Consider the following 20,660-nt stretch of genomic DNA (forward strand, 5'->3'; position numbering starts at 1 on the left):
TTGCTTAATTGTTAATAAAAGTGAAATTAAAAAAATTAATCTCAATTGTTAATATTTTAATGTTTTTTATCAAATTGATTCTGAAATAGTTTTAGAAAAATTTAATAAAAATTTAAAATAATTTTAAATTATCTGATTATTTATCAATAAATAAAAAACTTTTTAGCAACTAAAAACTATAGCACTTTAATGATTATTTTCTATAATAACTTTTAATAATCTATTAAATTATTAAAATATTAATTACAATGTTAATTAATAATAAAAGATCGCTGTTATTATTATGAAAAAACATTATAAAAAAATAACTAAATTAGGAGTTGTATTATTTGCAACTACTTTTATTGGTCTAAGTTCAGCTTATAAATCAAAAAATAATAACAATTCAAATTTAATTAAAAACACTTTTTCTGATGTTATTAAAACAAATTTTCAACATCAATCTACTTCTAGTACAAAAAGTTCTGATTCAAAAAAGACTAATTCTAACAGAGGTTATAATAGTCTTGAATTAAATAATAAAATTAGTCAAACTTTAACAGAAATTCATCAAGCTTTTAGTATAAAAATTAACTCATATAAAAATAGTTATCCAAGTTCTCAAGAAGAAATTACTCATCAAGCAATAACTTATTTATTATCAGAAATAACAAATCCTTCACAAAATATTTGATATCAAAATCTTTTTAAACAATTAACAAATATTGTTAATTACAATTTTCAAAATTCTCAATTTAAATGAAATATTAATTTAAATAATAAAAATATTTTTCCTTATAAAAAATATTTAGAAAATGAAAAAGATTTTACTCAACATAATAATAATAATAATGTAACTGTTGTTAATACTTTATCTGATCAAGAAGTAAAAACTTCAGTTGATACTTTTTTTAACACTTGAAAAAGTTATTTAATTGATAATAATTCACAAAACTCTTCTAATAATCATTTTGGATTTAGTTGATATAATCAAATTCCTCAACCATTAAAACCACATAAAGAATATAATAAAGTTTTCAGTTCTCAAGATTATCAAAATATTATTGATGCAATTGTAACAACTCGTGCTAATAGTAAAATTATTACTGATCATGGTTTATTAGAAGAACAAACAAAAGTTGAACAAAAATTAAAAACTCAATTAGATAGTGATAAAAAATTTTTAGAACAAAAAACTAATAATCAAAAACAATTTCTAATTGATCAAGGACCAGGAAAACTAACAAAAATTTTATCTGAAATATCACAGCAAAAAGTAGATGATTTTAAAGATAAATGGCATTTAAATTTTAGCAATGTTAATGATATTTCATTAAATTCTAATGTTTTTGAAAATAAAAAAGATGATGTTAAATTAGTATCAGTTAAAATTGTTCATACTGAAAATAAAAATGATCGAAATTATTATTGACCATATCCATCATATAGATCATTGTATAGACCAGATTCATTAGAATCAAAATTAAATGCAGTAATATCATTAAATAATGCTTTTATTTCTAAAGCATCTGATTTAGAATATAAAAATAATGATGCTGAAGTATCATTAGATGAAATTACCAAATTAATTTTTAAAACTATTAAACAAAATCTTTATGCTTTTATTCAATTAAGTCCAAACGCAATTGAAAATTTAAAAACATATGCCCGATTAAATCAAAAAGATTTTGTTATTAATAATCGTTTAGTAGAATTCTTAAAAGAACATAATATCAATTTAGACATTACATATGCTGGCGCGACATATGTTGATAGAAAAGAAAATATTAATAAATATTCAATCACTTTGGATACTAGTGGTGTAATTAAAGATTCTCTTTATAATAATCCAGATTATAATGTTGGTATTAATGGTAATAATGAGGTTTTTCAATATGAAATTAAACCTGATTTAGAACAACGATTATTAGATGAAGCACCTAGATTAGAACTTATTATTACTAAAGATGCACTAACTACAAAAGATCTGAAAAGTTCAATAAAATATGATAATTCAAATCGAATTTATCAATATCAAACTATTGATGCAGTTACTAATTATCAAGATTCGCTAAACCCTAAACTAATTGTTACTACTAAAATTAGTTTAATCGATAAATTTGTAACTAGTAAATTTGTTAATTATACAAAAACTGTTTTAATTAATGACTTTAAAAATAACTTAACTGATTTTGATTTATTAGCAGCTCTTGCAGCTAAACAAATTATTGAGAGTCAGCGATTAACTAATTTAGATCAAGATCTTCTAAAAACCATATTTCAACAATCATTACAAAAAACTAAAAACGATCCTGAATTTAATAATCGTTCAGTTGATCAAAATGTTAATGAATTTGCTAAAAATTATCAAGATTTAATTAATAATAATCAAAACACTTTAAATAAATTAGCTCCTGAAAATATTAAAGATTCTCAAGATTATAATAATTTACAAGATCGATTAAAAAGAGCATTAATTAAAGCTAATATTGATTTAGAAAGTAAATTTGCTAAGGGTTTATTTGAACAAATTAATAAAACTCAAAAAGATTCATTAGTTAATGCTGATGCTAATTTAAAACCAGAATTTTTAGAATTAATTGATTTCATTAATAATTCAGAAAATAATTTTGATATTTTAAAACCAATTTCTTCATTAATACAAAAATATAGTCCAGATGAAATTAATTTGGCTTTAAGTCAAACTCAAAAAAATTTATCTTATGCATTTACTGGAATTAGTTCATTAGTTGTGATCAGTTCACTTGGAATAATTGTTAGGGGTTTAAGATTAAATAGTAGAAAATACCAATTAAAAAAATCAATGATTATTACTATTGGTGTTATGCTTTTATTAATTAGTGTTTCTGGATTATCATACTTATTAACAGTTATTCTCTAAATAATAAATTAATGATGTGATCAAAAAGATTTTATTATTCAAACGATTTATAAAATGAAACAATGAATTAAACCATTAATTAAATTAGGATTTATATTATTTACTACTACAGCAATTGCATCAGTAGTGAATCATAAATCTAGTTTTAGTAATGCTAATTTCATTAAAAATCAATCAATAAATTTCAGTCATACTCAAATAGAAAAAAATAATTTAGATTTAACTATTAAGGGTTATAGTGAACAACAATTAAAACAAAAAATTGATCATATTTTATTTGAAATTAAATCGGTTTTTCAAACTAAAGTAAATAATCCCAATTTCAAATATCCAGCTAATAAAAATGATCAAATTAATCAAGCAATTACTTATCTTTTATCAAAAATCGTAGATAAATCACAAAAAAATTTTGGATATTCAAATCTTTTTCAAAAATTAAAAAATATTATTAATTACAATTTTCAAAATAAAAAATTTTATCAACAAATTAATTTAAAAAATAATTCTGATTTAATCTACAAAAAATATTTAGAACAAGAAAAATCTTTAGAAAATGTTAGTACTAACAAAGTTGTTATTAATACTTTATCTGATCAAGAAATAAAAGATATAGTTGATAATTTTTTAAACAATTGAAAAAATTATTTAATTGATCATAGTTTAAAAAATAAAACACAAAATTTTTCATCTAATCATTTTGGCTTTAGTTGATATGATCAAATTCCTGATTCACTAAAACCAGTTTTAAAATATAATTCGGTTTTTACTTATCAAGATTATCAAAATATGATTGATGCAATTGTAACAAATCGTGAAAATAGTAAAATTATTAGCAATCAGGCTTTATTTGATCAACAAGATAAAGTTGAACAAAAATTACAAGCACAACTAAAACATGATCAAACTTTTTTAAAAGAAAAAACTGAAAATAATCAAGATTCATTATTTATTGATCGTGCACCAGATAACTTAGCTAAAATTCTAGCTAAATTATCTAATCAAAACCCAGATGATTTTAATTTTAAAAAAATATGAAATTTATACTATAGTAGAATTGATGATATTAAATTAAATTTAAAACATTTTGCTGATCAAAGCAATCAAATTCGTTTAATTAGTAAAGAAATTGTTGAACCAACAACAAATAATGATTCATTTAAACTCAATTGAAAATTATCATTAAATAATGCTTTTTTATCTAATCAATCTAATCTTGGATATCAACTTAATGTTTTAAATTCCACTAAAAATATTTTTGACTTAATTTTTAGTGCAATTGAAAAAAACCCAAATCAATTTATTAAATTATCTTTAAATGCGATTAATAATTTTAAACAACATTTATCTTTTTCTAATGAAGATTTTATCGTTGATGATTTACTTTACTATTTTTTTAAAGATAGAAAAATTGATTTAAAAATTATTAATTTAACTGAAAATGATTTTCCAGAAAGAACTAACATTAATCAATATAAATTGAATTTAGTTGCTTCATTACAATTAAAAAATAAATCTTTAAAATCAACTTCTTATTCTTTTTCTACAAAAAATTTCATTTACACAATCAATCCTGATTTAGAACAAAGATTATTAAATAGTGCGCCACACTTAAGACCAATTTTGAATTTGAAAAACCGATCAATTAATGACGTTTTAGGACAAGATGCAATTAAAAACCAATTATTAAATTATAATAATGATCAATCAATTTTTAAGTATCAACCAATTTGAATTGTTGCTGGAGATCCAAATTCATTAGATCCAAAATTAGAAATTACGACTTTAATTACTTTAAATCACAAGTTTGCTACTAATAAATCTGTAATTTATTTTACTAGTATTAATCTTAATGAGTTTAGTAAAAATTTAAGTAATTTTGATCAATTGGCTTTAAATTTAACTAAACAAATAATTGCAAAAGAAAAATTAGATGATAATTTATCATCTTCTAACTTAAATGATATTTATCAAAAAGCTTTAACAAAAACAAAAAGTGATCCTGATTTTCACAATCGTTCAGTTAATCAAAATCTGAAAATCTTTAGTGAAAATTATCATGATTTAATTAAACAATCACATAAATTAACACCTGAAAGTATTAAAAGTTATCAAGATTATCAGCAATTAAAAAATCGTTTAGAAAAACAATTAATTAAAGCAGGAATTAATTTAAAAAGTAAATTTGCTCAAGGTTTATTTAATCAAATTAATCAAACTCAAGAAGAGTCATTAACTAATCCTAATGCCACTTTAAAACCAGAATTTTTAGATTTAATTGATTTTATTAATCGATCAGAAAATAATTTAAACACATTTAAAGCACTTACTAGTTTAATTGAAAAATATAGTCCTGAAGAAATTAATTTAGCTCTAAGTCAAACCCAAAAAAATTTGTCTTATGCATTTGTTGGTATTAGTTCATTAATTTTATTAACTTCTATTGGAATCATTATTCGTGGTTTAAAAATTGATCAGCAAAAATTTCAATTAAAAAAACCAATCATTATTACTATTGGAATGATTCTTTTGATTATAAGTATTTCTGGATTATCATACTTACTAACAATTCTTTACTAAAAATCATTTTTCTTATAATAAAAAAGATCTCTTTGTTTTAATTAGAGATCTTTTTTTAATGAACTAAATTAATTATTTACATATTAATTAATAATTTAATTTTTTATTTTTTTTAAAATTTTTGAAATTTTTAAACGATTAATTTTATTAACTTTGCTACAAAATTAGTAACAATTATTTTTGTTTTAAAAAATGATTGAATCAAACTAATAGAGCAAAAAATATTCAACTAAAGTGTTTATTAATTCTAATTAATTGTTAAATTTAATCCTTTTTTAAGTTTTTATTAAAAAAACATTAAAATAATTATGAGGGATTATTAGTAAATAATGAAATAAATTTTTAAAAAGTGATATGCAATATTTATAGTTGGAGGTTCAATAATTTCTCTTTTAATAAAAGATATTTCAAAATTTCTTTAGTGGTGAAAGGATAATTTTAATGAATTTTCTAACAATAGTCATCATTTGTTTAGGTAGTGTTCTAGTTTTAATTCTATTAGCAGTTATTATTTGACGAATTTATCTCAAATATACTAATAAAGATACAAATAAAAAAACTAATGATATTGGTCACACTACAAAAGCAACAGTTGATAAATTAAGTATTTTAAATTCATTAAATGATGCAGTTGTTTTATGCAATATTTTAGTAAAAAACCCATTTGCTAAAAGAAAACATAGTTTATTTTCTGGTGTTGTTATTGCTAAAAATAAAATTTATATTCTTACTGATCTGATATTAGCAAAAACAGAACAAATATTGTTCAATAATAATGGAGCACATATTTGAAAAAATAAGAAATTAATTAAAAAACCTCGATGAGAAATATATTGGCTTAATGAAATGTCTGGTTGATTAAACCGTAGGTTTAAAGATCAATATGAAATTGTTATTTTTGTTGATGAAACAATCAATTTAAATCAAATTGATAATCAAACTAAATATCGTTGTATGAGTATTAATCAATTGAATGATGAAATTTTAAGTGATCATCATAAAAATATTAATGTTGATAAAGCAGTTGATATTTTTTTAAAAAATAACTTATTTCAAGGAAATTCAAGCAGATAATGAATTTTATTACTTTAGGAAGTTTATTTTTAATTATTATTTTATTAGTGCAATTATTTACATACTATGTCTATAGTTTTAATTTAAAAGTTAAATATCAAAAAGTTAAATTAACTTATTGTGAATCAATTTTAAGCAAAATTCAAAAATCACTTACAAATAAGTATCAAACTAATTTTAAAATATCACTTAATCCTAATTTTTTTAAACCAACTTTAAATGTAGCTAAAAATACTTTAAATTTAGATCGCAATTTTTTAAATTCCAATATTTATGGCTTGGTCAATTTAGTCTTTTTGTGAAAAATGTGTGAATTAATTGGACCTAAACAACAAAAATGACAAATGGGATTTAAAATCAGTGCTGTTATTTTAATAACAACATCATGAATTTTATTAATGTTAAGTTTTTGAATGATCGCAATTGCTTTTTTTCTTGCTTTTTTATGTGTGATCCTAATTGATTTTTCATCCTATTATAAAATTTATCAAGTTGTTTATATTAAAAGTTCTGATTATTTAATTCAAAATTATCATCAACAACATTTAAATTTAATTTTGTCATACTTAAAATACAAAAAATTTTATATCTTAAGAAAATATTTAACTTTTTATATTGAAATCATCTCACCAGCAATTATTGCTTTTAAAAATTGGGGTAAAAATGAATAACACAAAAGAAGAAATGATTGAACATTTAATTTATAAATATCAAATTAATGAACAATACTTAAATTCCTTATCAGAACAACAAATTAAACAAGTATATCAGCAAAAAGAACAAGAATCACTTATTTTAGCTAAAAATCCTAATAAGTTTTTTCACATTAAATCTTTACCAGTTCCTAAAGATGTGAAAACAAAAACTTCAAGTAAGGCTGGTAAATGAGTTTTTATTGCTTTTTTAATTATGATTTTATTAATATTCACATTGTTTATGTTAGTTGCATTCTTAATTAATTAAAAAGAGTCATTATGAAATTATTTGATCCTCAAATGATGCAATATATTGATCAAAACATCGATTGAAAACAAGCAGTTCATATTGGTGTTGGTATGCTTGTTGATTGCAACAAAGCAAGTTGAGAATTAGAAGAGAAAATTTTAGAATCAACTGAAAAATTTGGTGCTTATTATGTTTTAGAAAAAGGAGTTGCTCTATTGCACACACTTGCAGGAGATTATTGTTATCAAGCAGCAACATCAACTTTAATTCTTGATCAAGAAATTATTTTCAATAATCAATCTGATAAGATGGCAAAAATAATTATTACTTTATCTGCACCAGATAATAATTCACATATTGCAATTATCAAAGAATTTGGGCGTTATTTTATGGATGTTAATTTTAAAGAAAAAGCACTTGCTGTAAAATCAAAACAAGAATTTTTAAATTTAATTACACAATTTGGAGAAAAATATGATTATTAAATGTGTTTGTGGTTCAGGTTTGGGTTCATCACTTTTATTAGAGATGAATGTTAAAACAGTTCTTGATTCATTAGGTGTAGATTATCAATCAGTTGAACATACTAATATTTCTTCTTTTGATCAAAGAGGAGTAGATTATGTTATTGTCGGAGCTGATGTGGCTCCAGTTTTAGATTTTCCTAAAGATAAAATGGTAGTTCTAAAAAACATTTTATCTAAAGAGGAATTAACTGAAAAACTAAAAAAATTATTAAATCTTAAATAAGAGAGATTCAACATGCCTTTTTTATATTGAATGCTTGATTTTCTAAAATCATTTGTAGCAACACCAGCATTACTTGTTGGTATTTTTACGATGATTGGTGCTTTAGTATTGCGCAAAAAAGCATCACAAGTAATTATTAGTACTTTTAAAGTAATTGTTGGTTTTTTAATTTTAGGTGGGGGTGCTACAGTATTAGTTGGTTCATTAAATAAATTTCAGCCTGTATTTCAATCAGTATATTCACTAAATGGAATTATTCCTAATAATGATGCTTTTGCTGGAGCATTAGCAACTGCATTACCAGCAATTGGAACATTAGGTTCAATAATTATGGTTGTAGCAATGTTATTAAACATTGTTTTAGCACTAACTTCACGTCTTAAATATGTTTATTTATCAGGACACGTTTTATACTATAGTTCTTTAATGTTAGCAGCTATTATGTATGTTATTGGCTTTGATTTTGCTAACAAACCAGAAGACTTTGCTATCGCTTTATTTACTTCATCAACCTTAATGGCTATCTATATGGTAGTATCACCTGCAGTCCAACAGCGATACATGAAGCAAATAATTGGTAGTGATGAAATTGCACTAGGTCACACTGGTGGATTTGGATATGCATTGTCTGGTTTAATTGGAGAAGGAATTAATAAACTACAAAAAGGTAAAGTTTTATCAACTGAAGAAATTAAATTTCCCCAATCACTCTTCTTTTTCAGAAACATTTTAGTGTCAATTTCAATTACAGTTTTTGTCTTTTATCTTGCTGCATTTTTACCTGGAGGCATTTTGTTTGAAATTGGTAAAATTACTAAAGAAAATTCACCTGATGCATTTAAGGTCTTATCTGAAACTAATTGACTAGTTAGGATGTTTGTTGAAGCATTTAAGTTTACTGCAGGAGTAGAAATTATTTTAGCAGGGGTAAGATTATTTGTTGGTGAGCTCGTACCAATGTATAAAGGTTTTAGTGATAAATTAATTAAAAATTCTAAAGCAGCTGTTGACTGTCCTGTAGTCTTTCCATATGCACCAAATGCTGTTATCATTGGTTTTATTTCATCCTTTTTTGCTGGTTTAATTGGCATGTTTATCACAATTGGACTTGGTAAAGCAGCACTAATTCCTGCTGTTGTTCTTCCTGGATTAGTACCACACTTCTTTCTAGGAGCAACTTCTGGAGTTTTTGGTAATGTTAAAGGAGGAATTATTGGCGCAATTGTTGGGCCTTTTGTAGGTGGTTTAATTATTACCTTTATTCCCGTTTTATTTGTTGTTGGTAATTGAGCACCAACAAGCAATAACTCATTAGGTGCACTAATCCAAAAAGGTCATGAATTAAAAACTTCAATTACAGCACTTAACTGAGGTGATACTGATTATTTAATTGGTTATATTCCAGGCACAATTGGACTAATACCAAAAGCAGGTAAATTTATTGCTTTTGCTGTAATTGTTAGTACTTATCTTGGTTTGATTACTGATGGATTAATCAAAAAATTTGTTTTTGATAAAAGAAAGCAGGCAAAAATTCAAAGTGTATAAAAAAAGTTTTACTCACAAAGAATTCATTGCTAATATGCGTGCAATTACAATTGATGGGATTAACAATGCCCATCAAGGTCATATTGGTATGGGTTTAGGTGCAACAGAAATTTTCTATTCAATTATAGGCAAAATTTTAAAATTCTCACCTGAACATCCTAAATGATTTAACCGTGATCGTTTCGTTCTTTCTGCTGGACATGGTTCAATGGCACTTTATTCGTTATATCATTTCATGGGATTACTAACATTAGATGATATTAAACAACATAAACTTTATCATTCAAAAACACCATCACACCCTGAAATTGATAAATTAGAGTATATTGACGCTTCAACTGGACCACTTGGTCAAGGTTTAGCTATGGGTGTTGGTATGGCTTATAGTAACAAATATTTAAGTAATCGTTTTAATCAAAAAGATTTTAAAATTTTAAATCACAATGTTTTTGTTTTATGTGGTGATGGTGATTTGCAAGAAGGAGTTGGTTTAGAAGCAATTGCCTTTGCAGGAACTAATCAATTAGATTCACTAATTATTGTTCATGATTATAATAATATGCAAATTGATAGTTCAGCTACAGAAGTTAATCAGATCAATTTTGAACAATACTTTCAAGCAGCACGTTTTAAAACAATTATTTTAACTAACAATCGTTCTGAAAACATTATTGCAGCGATTCAAGCAGCCAAAAAAAGCAAGAAACCAACTTACATTCAAGTACCAACAATTATTGCTTATGGCACTAAAGTGGCTAATACTCCAAAAGGACATAATGGTATTTTAGATCCTCAAGCAACAATAGAATACAAATTAAGTTTGGGTTTATCACAAACAACACCATTTGAATATGATCATCAAGCATACCAATTTGGTTCTAAATTACTTCAAACTAAAAGAAAAGAATACATTAAATGAGAAAATAAATTTGCTAAATATCAAAGTCAATTTCCCCAATTAGCAAAAGAATTAGTAGCAATTATTAATCAAGAAAAACACTTTGATTTCAAAGGTTTTAAATTCCAAAAATCTAATGCACCTTCAAGAGAATATCTTGATGAAATTATGAAATATATTGATCAGCACTACACAAACTTTTTAGGTGGATCAGCCGATTTAAGATGTGCTACTAGAGTTGGTTTTAATTCAGAGCGCAACATTAAATATGGTATTAGAGAATTTGCTATGGTAGCAATTAATAATGGGATTAACTTACATTCAGGTTTAGTCACATTTGGTTCAACTTTTTTAGTCTTTTCAGATTATGCAAAAGCAGGATTAAGATTAGGTGCACTTATGCAATTGCCTAATATTACAATTTTTAGTCATGATTCTTATCAAGTTGGAGGTGATGGACCAACCCATCAACCAATTGAACAATTAGGTAATTTACGTAGTATTCCTAATTATTTAGTGTTTCGACCAGCAGATGAAAATGAAATGTTAAACTCATTTAAGTATGCTTTAGCACTAAAAACAACTCCTTCTGCAATTATTGCTACTAGACAACCAATGAAGTCATTTAACTTACAAAAAGATCAATTTCAAGCAGCATATTTGATTCATAAATCTAAAAATGCCCAAATTAACTTATTAGCTAGTGGTTCAGAAGTAGAATTAATTTATCATGTCAGTCAAAAATTAAGCGAACAAAAAATTAATGCAAATGTGATTTCAGTTCCTTCATTACAACTTTTAGTCAAAGATGATCAATTAATTAAAAAACTAGAATTAAGTAAATTACCAATGTATGCTGTTGAAGCCTCAAATGATCCATTGTGATTCAAACTAGCTCAACTTAATAAATTTGATGCTCATTTAGCTGAAAAATATGGACATTCAGCACCTGGAGACTTTGTTTATCAACTAAATGGATTTACTGTTGAAAATATTTTAGCCAAGATAAAAGCTTTTTTACTAAAATCTTAAATAAAATTTATTGTTCCTAATCCATTTTATATAGCACTAGTTTAATCGTTGTTTTTCAGTTCAACTAAAATAATTATTGAAGATTTAAAAAATATTAAATATTAAAAAAATCAATAATTTATTACTATTGATCTAATGCTTTATTTAATTAGTGTTGCTAAATCGTTATATATTTATCTAACAATTTTTTTCTTATTAAAAAGTTAATTTATTTTAAATTCAACTTAAAAATTTTCATTGTGTTATTTCAAATAACACTAGCACATGCATTTAAATCTAAATTTTTAATCTCAGCAATTTTAGTTAATGTTGCTTTAGAGTAATATGGATAATTAGTTTTGCCACGATATGGTACTGGAGCTAATCAAGGTGCATCAGTTTCAATTAGTAATTTATCTAAAGGAACTTGTGCAACTGCATTAATTAATAAATCAACTTTTTTAAAAGTAATTACACCAGGAATTGAAATCATTCAATTATTGTTTAATTTTAAATATTCTAATGCTGTTTGATAATCTTGATTAAAACAATGAATAATTCCATAATGATCAATTGTTTTTAATGTCTCAACCATCACATCATGAGCATCACGAACGTGTAACATTAATGGTAAATCATATTTCTTAGCTAATTGATAATGGATTTGAAACCATTTTTCTTGAATCACTTTTTGACTCTGATATTGATCAGAACTAAAATGATAAAAATCAAATCCCGTTTCACCAATTGCAATAATTTTATTTGCTACTTTATTTGCTAATAACTTTTCAAAAGTAGTAATAATTAATTGTTCATCTTCAATATCACAAACATTAGTAGGATGAATGCCAATCGTACAAAATAGCATTTCTGATTTAGTTGCTTGTTCAACTGCTAATAAACTTGATGCTAAATCAATTCCAACAATATTAACATAACACTGTTGTTGTTCAAGTTGTTTTACAATCGTGTCAAATTGGTCACTTAATGGTGATAAATTTAAATGACAATGAGTATCAAAAAATTTCATAACTTTTACTTTCCAACACAAAAATTAGCAAAAATTTTATTAATCATATCTGCTTCAATTTCATTTGTTATTTTTAATAAATAATCATAAGCTAAATGCAAATTTTCTAAAATTAAATCAATTGGTAAATTATTAATTAAACCATTAAAACCTTCTTCTAATTCACTTAATGCTAATGCTAAATGCTGCACACTTAAATCATTACATAAACCAAAAAAAGAAGCAGAATGATCTTTTTGTTGCTCAAAAAAATGTTCCATTGCTTGATATAAATCAATTAAATCATTATTAATGGCACTAATATAAATATTATTAGTTAATAGTGGTTGTTCAACTAAATCTTTTTTAGAATAAACTGTTAAGACATTTTTATTTTTAATTGTTTGCTTAATTATTTCATCTTCTTGATGGTTTAAGCACGTACTATCAATTAAATGAATAATTAAATCAGCATGATTAATTTCTTTATGAGTCCGATCAATCCCCATTTTTTCAATTTGATCAGTCGTATCATTAATTCCTGCTGTATCAACAAAACTAAATAATTTGCCTTGAAAATAATGTTCAACTTCAACACTATCTCTTGTTGTTCCAGCAACATCTGAAACAATGACTCGATCAGATTGTAAAATTGCATTTAGTAAAGATGATTTACCAGCATTAGCCCTACCAACAATAACGATTCGATAGTTATTAATTTTTTGTGCTTGTGATTGTTTGAAAAATTGTTTTAATTTCACAATTAAATTAGTTAATTGTGGTTTAATTTTAAATCGTAATTTTTGATCATCAATTTCATGATTATTATCAACTTCAGGAAAATCAATATTAATTTCACATTCAGCAATAATATGAAATAATTGATCACTAAATTGACTAACCATATTTGAAACACGACCATCTAAATTAGCCATAGCTGTATGAACTTGGTTTTGTGATTTAGCATCAATTAAAGCAAGAATGGCTGTTGCTTGATTTAAATCTAATTTATTAGCTAAAAATGCTCTTTTACTAAAATCACCTGCTTGAGCTAAACTAGCGCCATTTTTAACTAATAATTCTAAAATAGTGCGAACTAAAAACATACTACCATGACAATTAATTTCAATTAAATCTTCACCAGTAAAAGAGTGTGGAGCAACAAATTTAATTAATAAAACTTGATCAATAATATTATTAGATTGATCAATAATATTAGTCAGTTGTACTGCTTTATTTTTTTTAGTTACAACATTCGTTGTAATTTGATTAACAATTTGATAAGCTTTAGTACCAGAAACACGAATAATATGAATTGCTCCTTGACCATGTGGTGTTGCTAAAGCAACAATTGTTGGTAATAAATTATTGTTTGTCATTCATTTCACTAATAAATAAATTTAATAAATAAATGTATGAAATTCTTGGATTAGCTGATGCAGTTTCGGTTTTAAATTTTAAAACTTGTTCAATTAAATTAATTGTTGTAACTGGATTAAAATCATTTAATAAATAAATTAAATAATCACAAAACAACCGAATTTCTAAAGGAGTTAATTGACTAAAAAAATTTTCATGATTAGTGATTAAATCATTAAAATCTTTTTTTAGATAAGCATTAAAAAATTTTTCACTAAAATGATAAATTTGATGTTTTTGATTTAATGTTTCATAAAAATTAATTTCATTTTGATCATAATTAGCATAAATTAAGGCTTTAATTGCATTAGTAGTTTTGATTTGATTAAGATTAGTTTTAGCATTAATGTTTAAATAAAGACAACGACTTCTAACTGTTTTTAAAATACTTTGATAATTATTAGTAATTAAAAGAATAAACGTTTGCTGGTCACATTCTTCAATTAATTTTAAGAGGGAATTACTAGTTAAATCATTTAATTTTTCAGCATTAAAAATCGTAATTAAACGAATGTGTTGACCATTAATTAAACCGAACTTAGTTGCTTCAAAAATCGGTTCTAAATCTTTTTTTAAATAAAAATTACGTTCTAAATTTTTAATTGGAAAATAATCTTCATAAGCATGATGGTGAAAATTATTAATTAAACTTTTTTTTTCATTTTTACTTAAATTAGGATTTAAATTAGTAACTAAACCAAAAAAATCTTTAACAACTAAATCAGCATCAATATTGCCACTTAAATTAATAATTAATGAGTGGGGTAAATCATTAAAATCTTTGATTTTTTTTGATCAATTGGCAAAAAACATATTAATTTAATTAATCTCAAATTCACTAATGTGTTTAATAATTTCTTCTACTACAGTATCAATTTTACTATCATTTTTAATTGCAATGATTTTTCGATTTTTCACTTCTTCTAATTGATATACTGTTTGATAATCATTTTTAATTTTTTGAAAATTAATTGAATCTAAAACATTGAAATTATGAGATTGAGATCTCTGTTTCATTCTTTCTTGTCATACACTATCTTGAATGTATAAATAAAATGTTAGATCAATTTGTAAATCTTTAATTACTAATTGATTAATTTGATTAACTAAATCATAACCCAATTTTTTTTCTAAGCCTTGATAAACATAAGATGAATCAACAAAACGGTCACTAATAACAATTTTTTTGGCAAATAAATTGGGTTTGATAACATTAATAACATTTTCATTACGAGATGCTGCAAACAATAAGGCTTCAGTTAAATTATTTAATCTTTTCTGATCAGTAGGTTTTAAAATCAAATCTCTAATTGCTAATGAAACTTTAGAACCTCCACCTGGTTCAAAAGTTGTAACATAACCTTGATAACCAGATCAGAATCGATTTTCCTGAAATTTTTTATCTAACTGTTTAACCAACTCTTTTAAAACAGTTGACTTGCCAACACAATCAATCCCTTCTAAAACGACAAAAATGCCGCGACTTCGTAATTGCTCTTGTCTTGACACTTTCATCTTCTTCTAACCCCAAATATCATTTTTTATTAAATTTTTTCAAATTTATTATATTTTAAAATAATAAGAAATTATAGTAAAAATATAGCAAGATTATGCTAAATTCCATTTTTAAACAACAAATTTTTCCTAATTAATTCTATTGCAATTAAGATTTTCAATTAAAAAAATGCTTAATAAAACCTAGATACTAATCATGAATCCAATCAAGTTTTTATTTGAAAAAAAATAAAATTCATTTTAATTATTTGTTATTATTTGAGTGTTAATGATTGATTTAATAAGTTTTAAATCATCTTACATTTTCTAGCATCTCTAAACACAAGAAAAATCATGAAAATAAAGAAAAAATTATTGTTATTTCCGATTTTATTAGCATCTTGTTCTAGTCTTATTCTAACTGCTTGTAGTCGATTTAGTTTTGATAATGTTAATGAAATAAAATTTTCATTACCTTTTGAAAAAGGAAAAGCGCATTTTAATGCTTTAAAAGAAATTACTGAGAAATATAATACATTTTTAAAAAATCATCCTGAAAAAATTAGTCAAGGTTATTTACCTGTTACTTCTTATAGCAATAATCAAAATTATAGTGAAAATGAGTCGCAAATTCTTAATGATTTGCAAAATAACAACCGAAGTAATTTACCACAATTAACATTTGGTTATGAGTCATTAGTGACTAATTTATTGTCTTTAAATAAAGAGTTAAATTTAGCAGCAGTTAATAGCACTTCTAAAGAAGGTTTGCATTCTCAATGTTATTATGAACCATTTAGAACTAACGCTGACATCCAAGGTTTAGATCTTAAAAATAATGCGATGTATTTAGCTAGAGCTGGTGTTAGTACTGAAGTTTTAATTTTATCTCGTCCTGTTTTAAATCATTTATTACAAACAATTCTTAATGATACTAGTGCTAATATTACTATTAAAACTGAAGATCAAGCTTGATTCAAAAAAGAATTAGGTGTTGAAAAAAATGGTACAAGTTCTACAAAAACATCTGAAAAAACTGAAGAAAAATATCAAGTTGATGCTACTAGAAAAACTAATGTGGAAAAAATTTGGGGCCAACCTGATGCAAATAAAATTAAAGAAGTTTTTAAAAGTCAAAACAATACTAATCAATTAAAAAAATCTGATTTTGAAAATTATGATGATTTTTTAGATTTAATGACTAAATTGTCTCAAGTTTTTCTAAAACCAACTGAACGAAAAGAAAATAAATTAGTGGCTGTTTCTTCTTTTTTTAGTAATTTAAACATTTATTCTTTTAACCAATTAGGTTCTGATATTAATAAATTTTTATGACACTTTGATAACAACAAAAAATTAATCTTTCCGTTTTTAAAACCTGGATCTAATGAAAATAATGTTTTCAAAGGTTTCTTTGAAAAACTAAAGACATTATCTAATGCAAATGGATTGTGAATTAATCCGTCTAAATCTTATCCAAGTACTACTTTTTCTGACTTAAAATTAGCAGCAGTTATGGGATCATCAGCAGGTTATAGTTATTATTTTAAAAAACAAGAAGATTTTCAAACAAAAGATGGTAAGAAAAAAATAACAACTAAAACCATTAATGATTATACTGAAGAAAAAGATATTTTAGGATTACCAGGATTGCGTGTTAATAGTAGTAATGCAACTAATGGAGCAATCTTTACCCAAGGTGGTCAATTAATTGGTATTAAAACTGGTAATAGTCGTGTTGATAAAGCAACTAAATTATTTGTTAATTGATTAGTGGAAACTCAAGATACATATACTGTAAGAGAATATGATGAAACCACTAAACAAGTTGTTAATAAGACAGAAATGTTAAATCACATTGATTATTATGCTCTAAAAGGTTCATACTTACCAACAAGTCAAAAATTTTGGTCATTAGATGAAACTAAACGAAAATCATTACTTGGTGTTAATCCATTTATTCTAAAAGCTCAAGAAGTAGTTAATAGCAATAATAATAGTTCTAATATTGATAATGGTAACACTAAAAAAATTAATTACAAACCTTTAAATCCACCAGTTAACAAGTATACCGTTTTTTTACGTAGTGCATTTGATAGTCTATATAACACTTCTAAATCTTTAAAAGACATTGATTTCAATACTTTTGTGCAAAAAATTAATGAAAATCCTTCATTAAAAAATATTGCTGAACAATAAAAAATTAAATTAATTATTTAATTTAAATATTATTAAACTATACCTAATCAATTATTAAAATTTAAAAATTGAATTTAGGTGTAGTTTTTATTGTCTTCTTTTTATAAAGTGCAAAACAATTTTTAATTAAATACATCAAAAAAACTACCCAAAAGTTAATCAGGTAGTTTTTTTAATATAATAATTAATTAAGTTTAACTTCAATGATATTTTATAAAGATTGAAGCAAAATAATTTTTAGTTATTAGAAAATGTTAATAAAGTCTATCTAGGCAATAGCAACAATACCACTAACAAGACCAACAAAAGTTGCACCTACTAAAGGTCCAACAGTGGGAACTCAAGCATAATTTCAATTAGCTTTAACTTTATTAGCTAAAGGTAAAATTTGATAAACAATTCTTGGCATTAAATCACGAGCAGGATTAATCGCATAACCAGTAACTGATCCTAAACTTAATCCAATTGAACTAACAATTAAAAAAGGAAGGATTCCAGTTAAATTACTAATATTAGTTAAAACTTTACCAGATGCTAAAATCAAACCAACTAAAGCAATTGTTCCAACAATTTCATAGAAGAAATTAGTTACATGAGCTTTTGAATGGGTTGGTCCAGTACAATGTGTTCCTAAAACAACACCAGGATCATTTTCAGTAATATGTTTTCAGTTTAATAGATCTAAAACAATTTGACCTAAAAATGCTCCAGTTAATGCACCAAGAACATGAATAATAAATTGCGTTCACACTTGATTTAAATTACTATTAGCAAGAAATGATGAATCAATCGCTACAAAAATACTAACTGCTGGATTTAAATGAGTCGCATCAGAATTAATCGCTGCACCAATTAATACACCTCCAAGTACTGCTAAACCTCAACCAATAGCAATTCCAACTCAGTTAACATTACCATTAGATGCTTTTCTTGCATACATATTTTTAAAATTATAAGATTGACCAACGCCATTACCTAATAAAATTAAAAATAAGGTTCCAAAAAGTTCTCCTGCAAATAAAGTTCCTAAGTTCATAAATTATGACTCAATATTTTTCTTTCAACCTAAACAACGATTGACAGCAATTTGTCAATTGTGAATTTTGGTTTTAATTGTTTTTTGATCAAATTGAGGGTAGAAAATTTTATTAATTTTATTACGTTCAACTAATTCTGATAAATTAGATCAATAACCTGTATGTAGTCCAGCAAAAAAGGCTGCACCTAATGCTGTAACTTCAGAGTTATCAGGTCGATGAATTTCAACATTACTAATTGATGCTTGAAATTGCATTAAATATTCAGAATTAGAAACACCACCATCAACTTTTAAAATTTTAATTTTTTGGTTCAGATCTTTCTCCATTGCTGATAGAAGATCATTACTTTGATAAGCAATACTTTCAATTGCTGCTTTAACAATGTGTTCTCTTTTAGTACCGCGTTCTAAGCCAAAAATTGCTCCTCTAGCATCTGAATCTCAATAAGGTGCTCCAAGACCTGAAAATGAAGGTACAAAAATTACTTCATGACTAGTGTCTTGATTAGCTAATTTAGCATAAAAATCACTTTCAGCAGAATTGTATAAAATGCGTAAATCATCTCTTAATCATTTAATAGCAGCTCCAGCAATAAACACTGAACCTTCTAAAGCATAACAAGCTTTTTGGTTTTTAAATTTTCAAGCAACAGTTGTTAGTAGGCGATTTTTACTTAAAATTGGTGTTTCACCAAGATTTAATAAAGTAAAACAACCAGTACCATAAGTATTTTTTACCATTCCTACTTCAGTACATAATTGACCAAATAAAGCTGATTGTTGATCACCAACAGCTCCAGCAATTTTAACTTCTCCTGTAGCTCTTTGTGATCAGCAACTAGGTAAAATGATGCCAAAATCATCAGCGGTATTTTTAACTTCAGGAAGAATTTCTTTAGGAATGTTAAATAGTTCTAATAATTCAGTTGATCAAGCTAATTTATGAATGTCAAACAACATTGTTCTTGAAGCATTAGTTACATCAGTTGCATGTACTTTGCCACCTGTTAATTTTCAAATTAATCAAGTGTCAATTGTTCCACATAAAAGTTTATTTTCTTTTAAAACTTTTTGTGTTTGTGGAACATTTTCTAAAATTCATTTAATTTTAGTTGCTGAAAAATAAGGATTAATAAATAAACCAGTTGTTTTGTGGACCAAATCAACTGTGTCTTGGTTTTCAGATAGTTTTTGACAATAATCATTAGTTCTACGATCTTGTCAGACAATTGCATTATAAACTGGTAATCCTGTTTCTTTATTTCATAAAACAATTGTTTCACGTTGGTTAGTAATACCAACACACGCAATGTCATTCGATTTAATGCCAGCATGATTTTTAGCGCTTTGTAAGGTTGTTAATTGAGCATTTCAAATTTCTAGTGGATCTTGTTCAACCCAACCAGAATGAGGAAAAAAGTTATTAATTTCAATTTGTGAACAAGCAATTTGTTTAATATCATGATCAAAAACGATTGTTCGACAACTTGTAGTACCAGAATCAATTGCAATCAAATATTTTTTGTTTGCAACCGTATTATCACTCATATTTGTTATTCCATTTCTAGGATGTAATTAATTTAATATATATAATAGTAAGTCAATTAAAATCAAAATCATAATTTTTGAAATAATTTATAATAATATATCAACTATCAATAAAGAATCTTACTAAAATATCAACTAGTTAAATTAGGTTTTATTTTTAATTATTTTTATATTCTATTTAACTAAACAACAAAAAAACAACAAATACAAAATTACTATTAAATAAATCGCAAATGATTTTAATATTGATCACTACATATATTAATAC

Annotated in this window: 16 protein-coding genes; 10 read left to right on the top strand and 6 right to left on the bottom strand. The window is 24.7% G+C overall.

The features are described 5' to 3' along the window. Nucleotides 1-283: 283 nt before the first annotated feature. The 9 genes from MCAV_RS03670 (at nt 284) to MCAV_RS03710 (ending at nt 11,705) form a co-directional block, all read left to right on the top strand. Nucleotides 284-2,881, top strand: a complete 2,598-nt coding sequence (locus MCAV_RS03670) for a hypothetical protein (protein WP_391591768.1) — start codon at nt 284-286, stop codon at nt 2,879-2,881. A 54-nt stretch (nt 2,882-2,935) separates the two neighbouring features. Further along, nucleotides 2,936-5,458, top strand: coding sequence for a hypothetical protein (locus MCAV_RS03675; RefSeq protein ID WP_391591769.1), 2,523 nt, complete (start codon nt 2,936-2,938; stop codon nt 5,456-5,458). 441 nt (nt 5,459-5,899) lie between these two features. Then, nucleotides 5,900-6,532, top strand: a complete 633-nt coding sequence (locus MCAV_RS03680) for a hypothetical protein (RefSeq protein WP_391591770.1) — start codon at nt 5,900-5,902, stop codon at nt 6,530-6,532. Beyond that, on the top strand, nt 6,532-7,203 hold the full coding sequence (locus tag MCAV_RS03685) for a hypothetical protein (RefSeq protein ID WP_391591771.1): 672 nt from the start codon (nt 6,532-6,534) through the stop codon (nt 7,201-7,203). Before MCAV_RS03680 ends, MCAV_RS03685 begins: the two co-directional genes overlap by 1 nt. After that, on the top strand, nt 7,196-7,495 hold the full coding sequence (locus MCAV_RS03690) for a hypothetical protein (RefSeq protein ID WP_391591772.1): 300 nt from the start codon (nt 7,196-7,198) through the stop codon (nt 7,493-7,495). The genes MCAV_RS03685 and MCAV_RS03690 overlap by 8 nt, the downstream gene beginning before the upstream one ends. Nucleotides 7,496-7,506: 11 nt before the next feature. After that, nucleotides 7,507-7,962 (top strand): PTS sugar transporter subunit IIA, encoded by a 456-nt coding sequence (locus MCAV_RS03695; RefSeq protein WP_391591773.1) that lies wholly within the window; start codon nt 7,507-7,509, stop codon nt 7,960-7,962. Then, the gene (locus tag MCAV_RS03700; protein ID WP_391591774.1) at nt 7,952-8,227 is read left to right on the top strand and encodes a PTS galactitol transporter subunit IIB; all 276 of its coding nucleotides are present in this window, start codon (nt 7,952-7,954) and stop codon (nt 8,225-8,227) included. The genes MCAV_RS03695 and MCAV_RS03700 overlap by 11 nt, the downstream gene beginning before the upstream one ends. Nucleotides 8,228-8,239: 12 nt before the next feature. Beyond that, entirely contained in the window at nt 8,240-9,775 is a 1,536-nt protein-coding gene (locus tag MCAV_RS03705; RefSeq protein ID WP_391591775.1) for a PTS ascorbate transporter subunit IIC, read from the top strand. After that, a complete protein-coding gene (locus tag MCAV_RS03710) occupies nt 9,768-11,705 on the top strand; it encodes a transketolase (RefSeq protein ID WP_391591776.1) in 1,938 nt (645 codons plus the stop codon). The genes MCAV_RS03705 and MCAV_RS03710 overlap by 8 nt, the downstream gene beginning before the upstream one ends. Nucleotides 11,706-11,913: 208 nt before the next feature. On the opposite strand, the gene MCAV_RS03715 is transcribed toward MCAV_RS03710, so the two are convergent. The 4 genes from MCAV_RS03715 to tmk are packed head-to-tail and all read right to left on the bottom strand — an operon-like array spanning nt 11,914 to nt 15,627. Further along, nucleotides 11,914-12,714, bottom strand: coding sequence for a TatD family hydrolase (locus tag MCAV_RS03715; protein ID WP_391591777.1), 801 nt, complete (start codon nt 12,712-12,714; stop codon nt 11,914-11,916). A gap of 5 nt (nt 12,715-12,719) precedes the next feature. Continuing rightward, entirely contained in the window at nt 12,720-14,072 is a 1,353-nt protein-coding gene (gene mnmE, locus MCAV_RS03720) for a tRNA uridine-5-carboxymethylaminomethyl(34) synthesis GTPase MnmE (RefSeq protein WP_391591778.1), read from the bottom strand. Beyond that, nucleotides 14,059-14,925, bottom strand: coding sequence for a hypothetical protein (locus MCAV_RS03725; protein ID WP_391591779.1), 867 nt, complete (start codon nt 14,923-14,925; stop codon nt 14,059-14,061). Before MCAV_RS03725 ends, mnmE begins: the two co-directional genes overlap by 14 nt. A 6-nt stretch (nt 14,926-14,931) precedes the next feature. Continuing rightward, a complete protein-coding gene (tmk, locus tag MCAV_RS03730; protein ID WP_391591780.1) occupies nt 14,932-15,627 on the bottom strand; it encodes a dTMP kinase in 696 nt (231 codons plus the stop codon). Between the two features lie 333 nt (nt 15,628-15,960). Between tmk and MCAV_RS03735 the strand changes: the two genes are divergently transcribed. Next, on the top strand, nt 15,961-17,805 hold the full coding sequence (locus tag MCAV_RS03735) for a P80 family lipoprotein (RefSeq protein ID WP_391591781.1): 1,845 nt from the start codon (nt 15,961-15,963) through the stop codon (nt 17,803-17,805). 268 nt (nt 17,806-18,073) lie between these two features. Here the strand turns inward: MCAV_RS03735 and MCAV_RS03740 are convergent, their stop codons facing one another. Both MCAV_RS03740 and glpK read right to left on the bottom strand, forming a co-directional pair. Next, the gene (locus MCAV_RS03740) at nt 18,074-18,841 is read right to left on the bottom strand and encodes an MIP/aquaporin family protein (protein ID WP_391591782.1); all 768 of its coding nucleotides are present in this window, start codon (nt 18,839-18,841) and stop codon (nt 18,074-18,076) included. Nucleotides 18,842-18,844: 3 nt separating this feature from the next. After that, the gene (gene glpK / locus MCAV_RS03745) at nt 18,845-20,392 is read right to left on the bottom strand and encodes a glycerol kinase GlpK (protein WP_391591783.1); all 1,548 of its coding nucleotides are present in this window, start codon (nt 20,390-20,392) and stop codon (nt 18,845-18,847) included. Nucleotides 20,393-20,660: the final 268 nt, after the last annotated feature.

It is taken from the genome of [Mycoplasma] cavipharyngis (assembly GCF_042984175.1).
Taxonomy (GTDB): domain Bacteria; phylum Bacillota_I; class Bacilli_A; order Mycoplasmatales; family Mycoplasmoidaceae; genus Mycoplasma_N; species Mycoplasma_N cavipharyngis.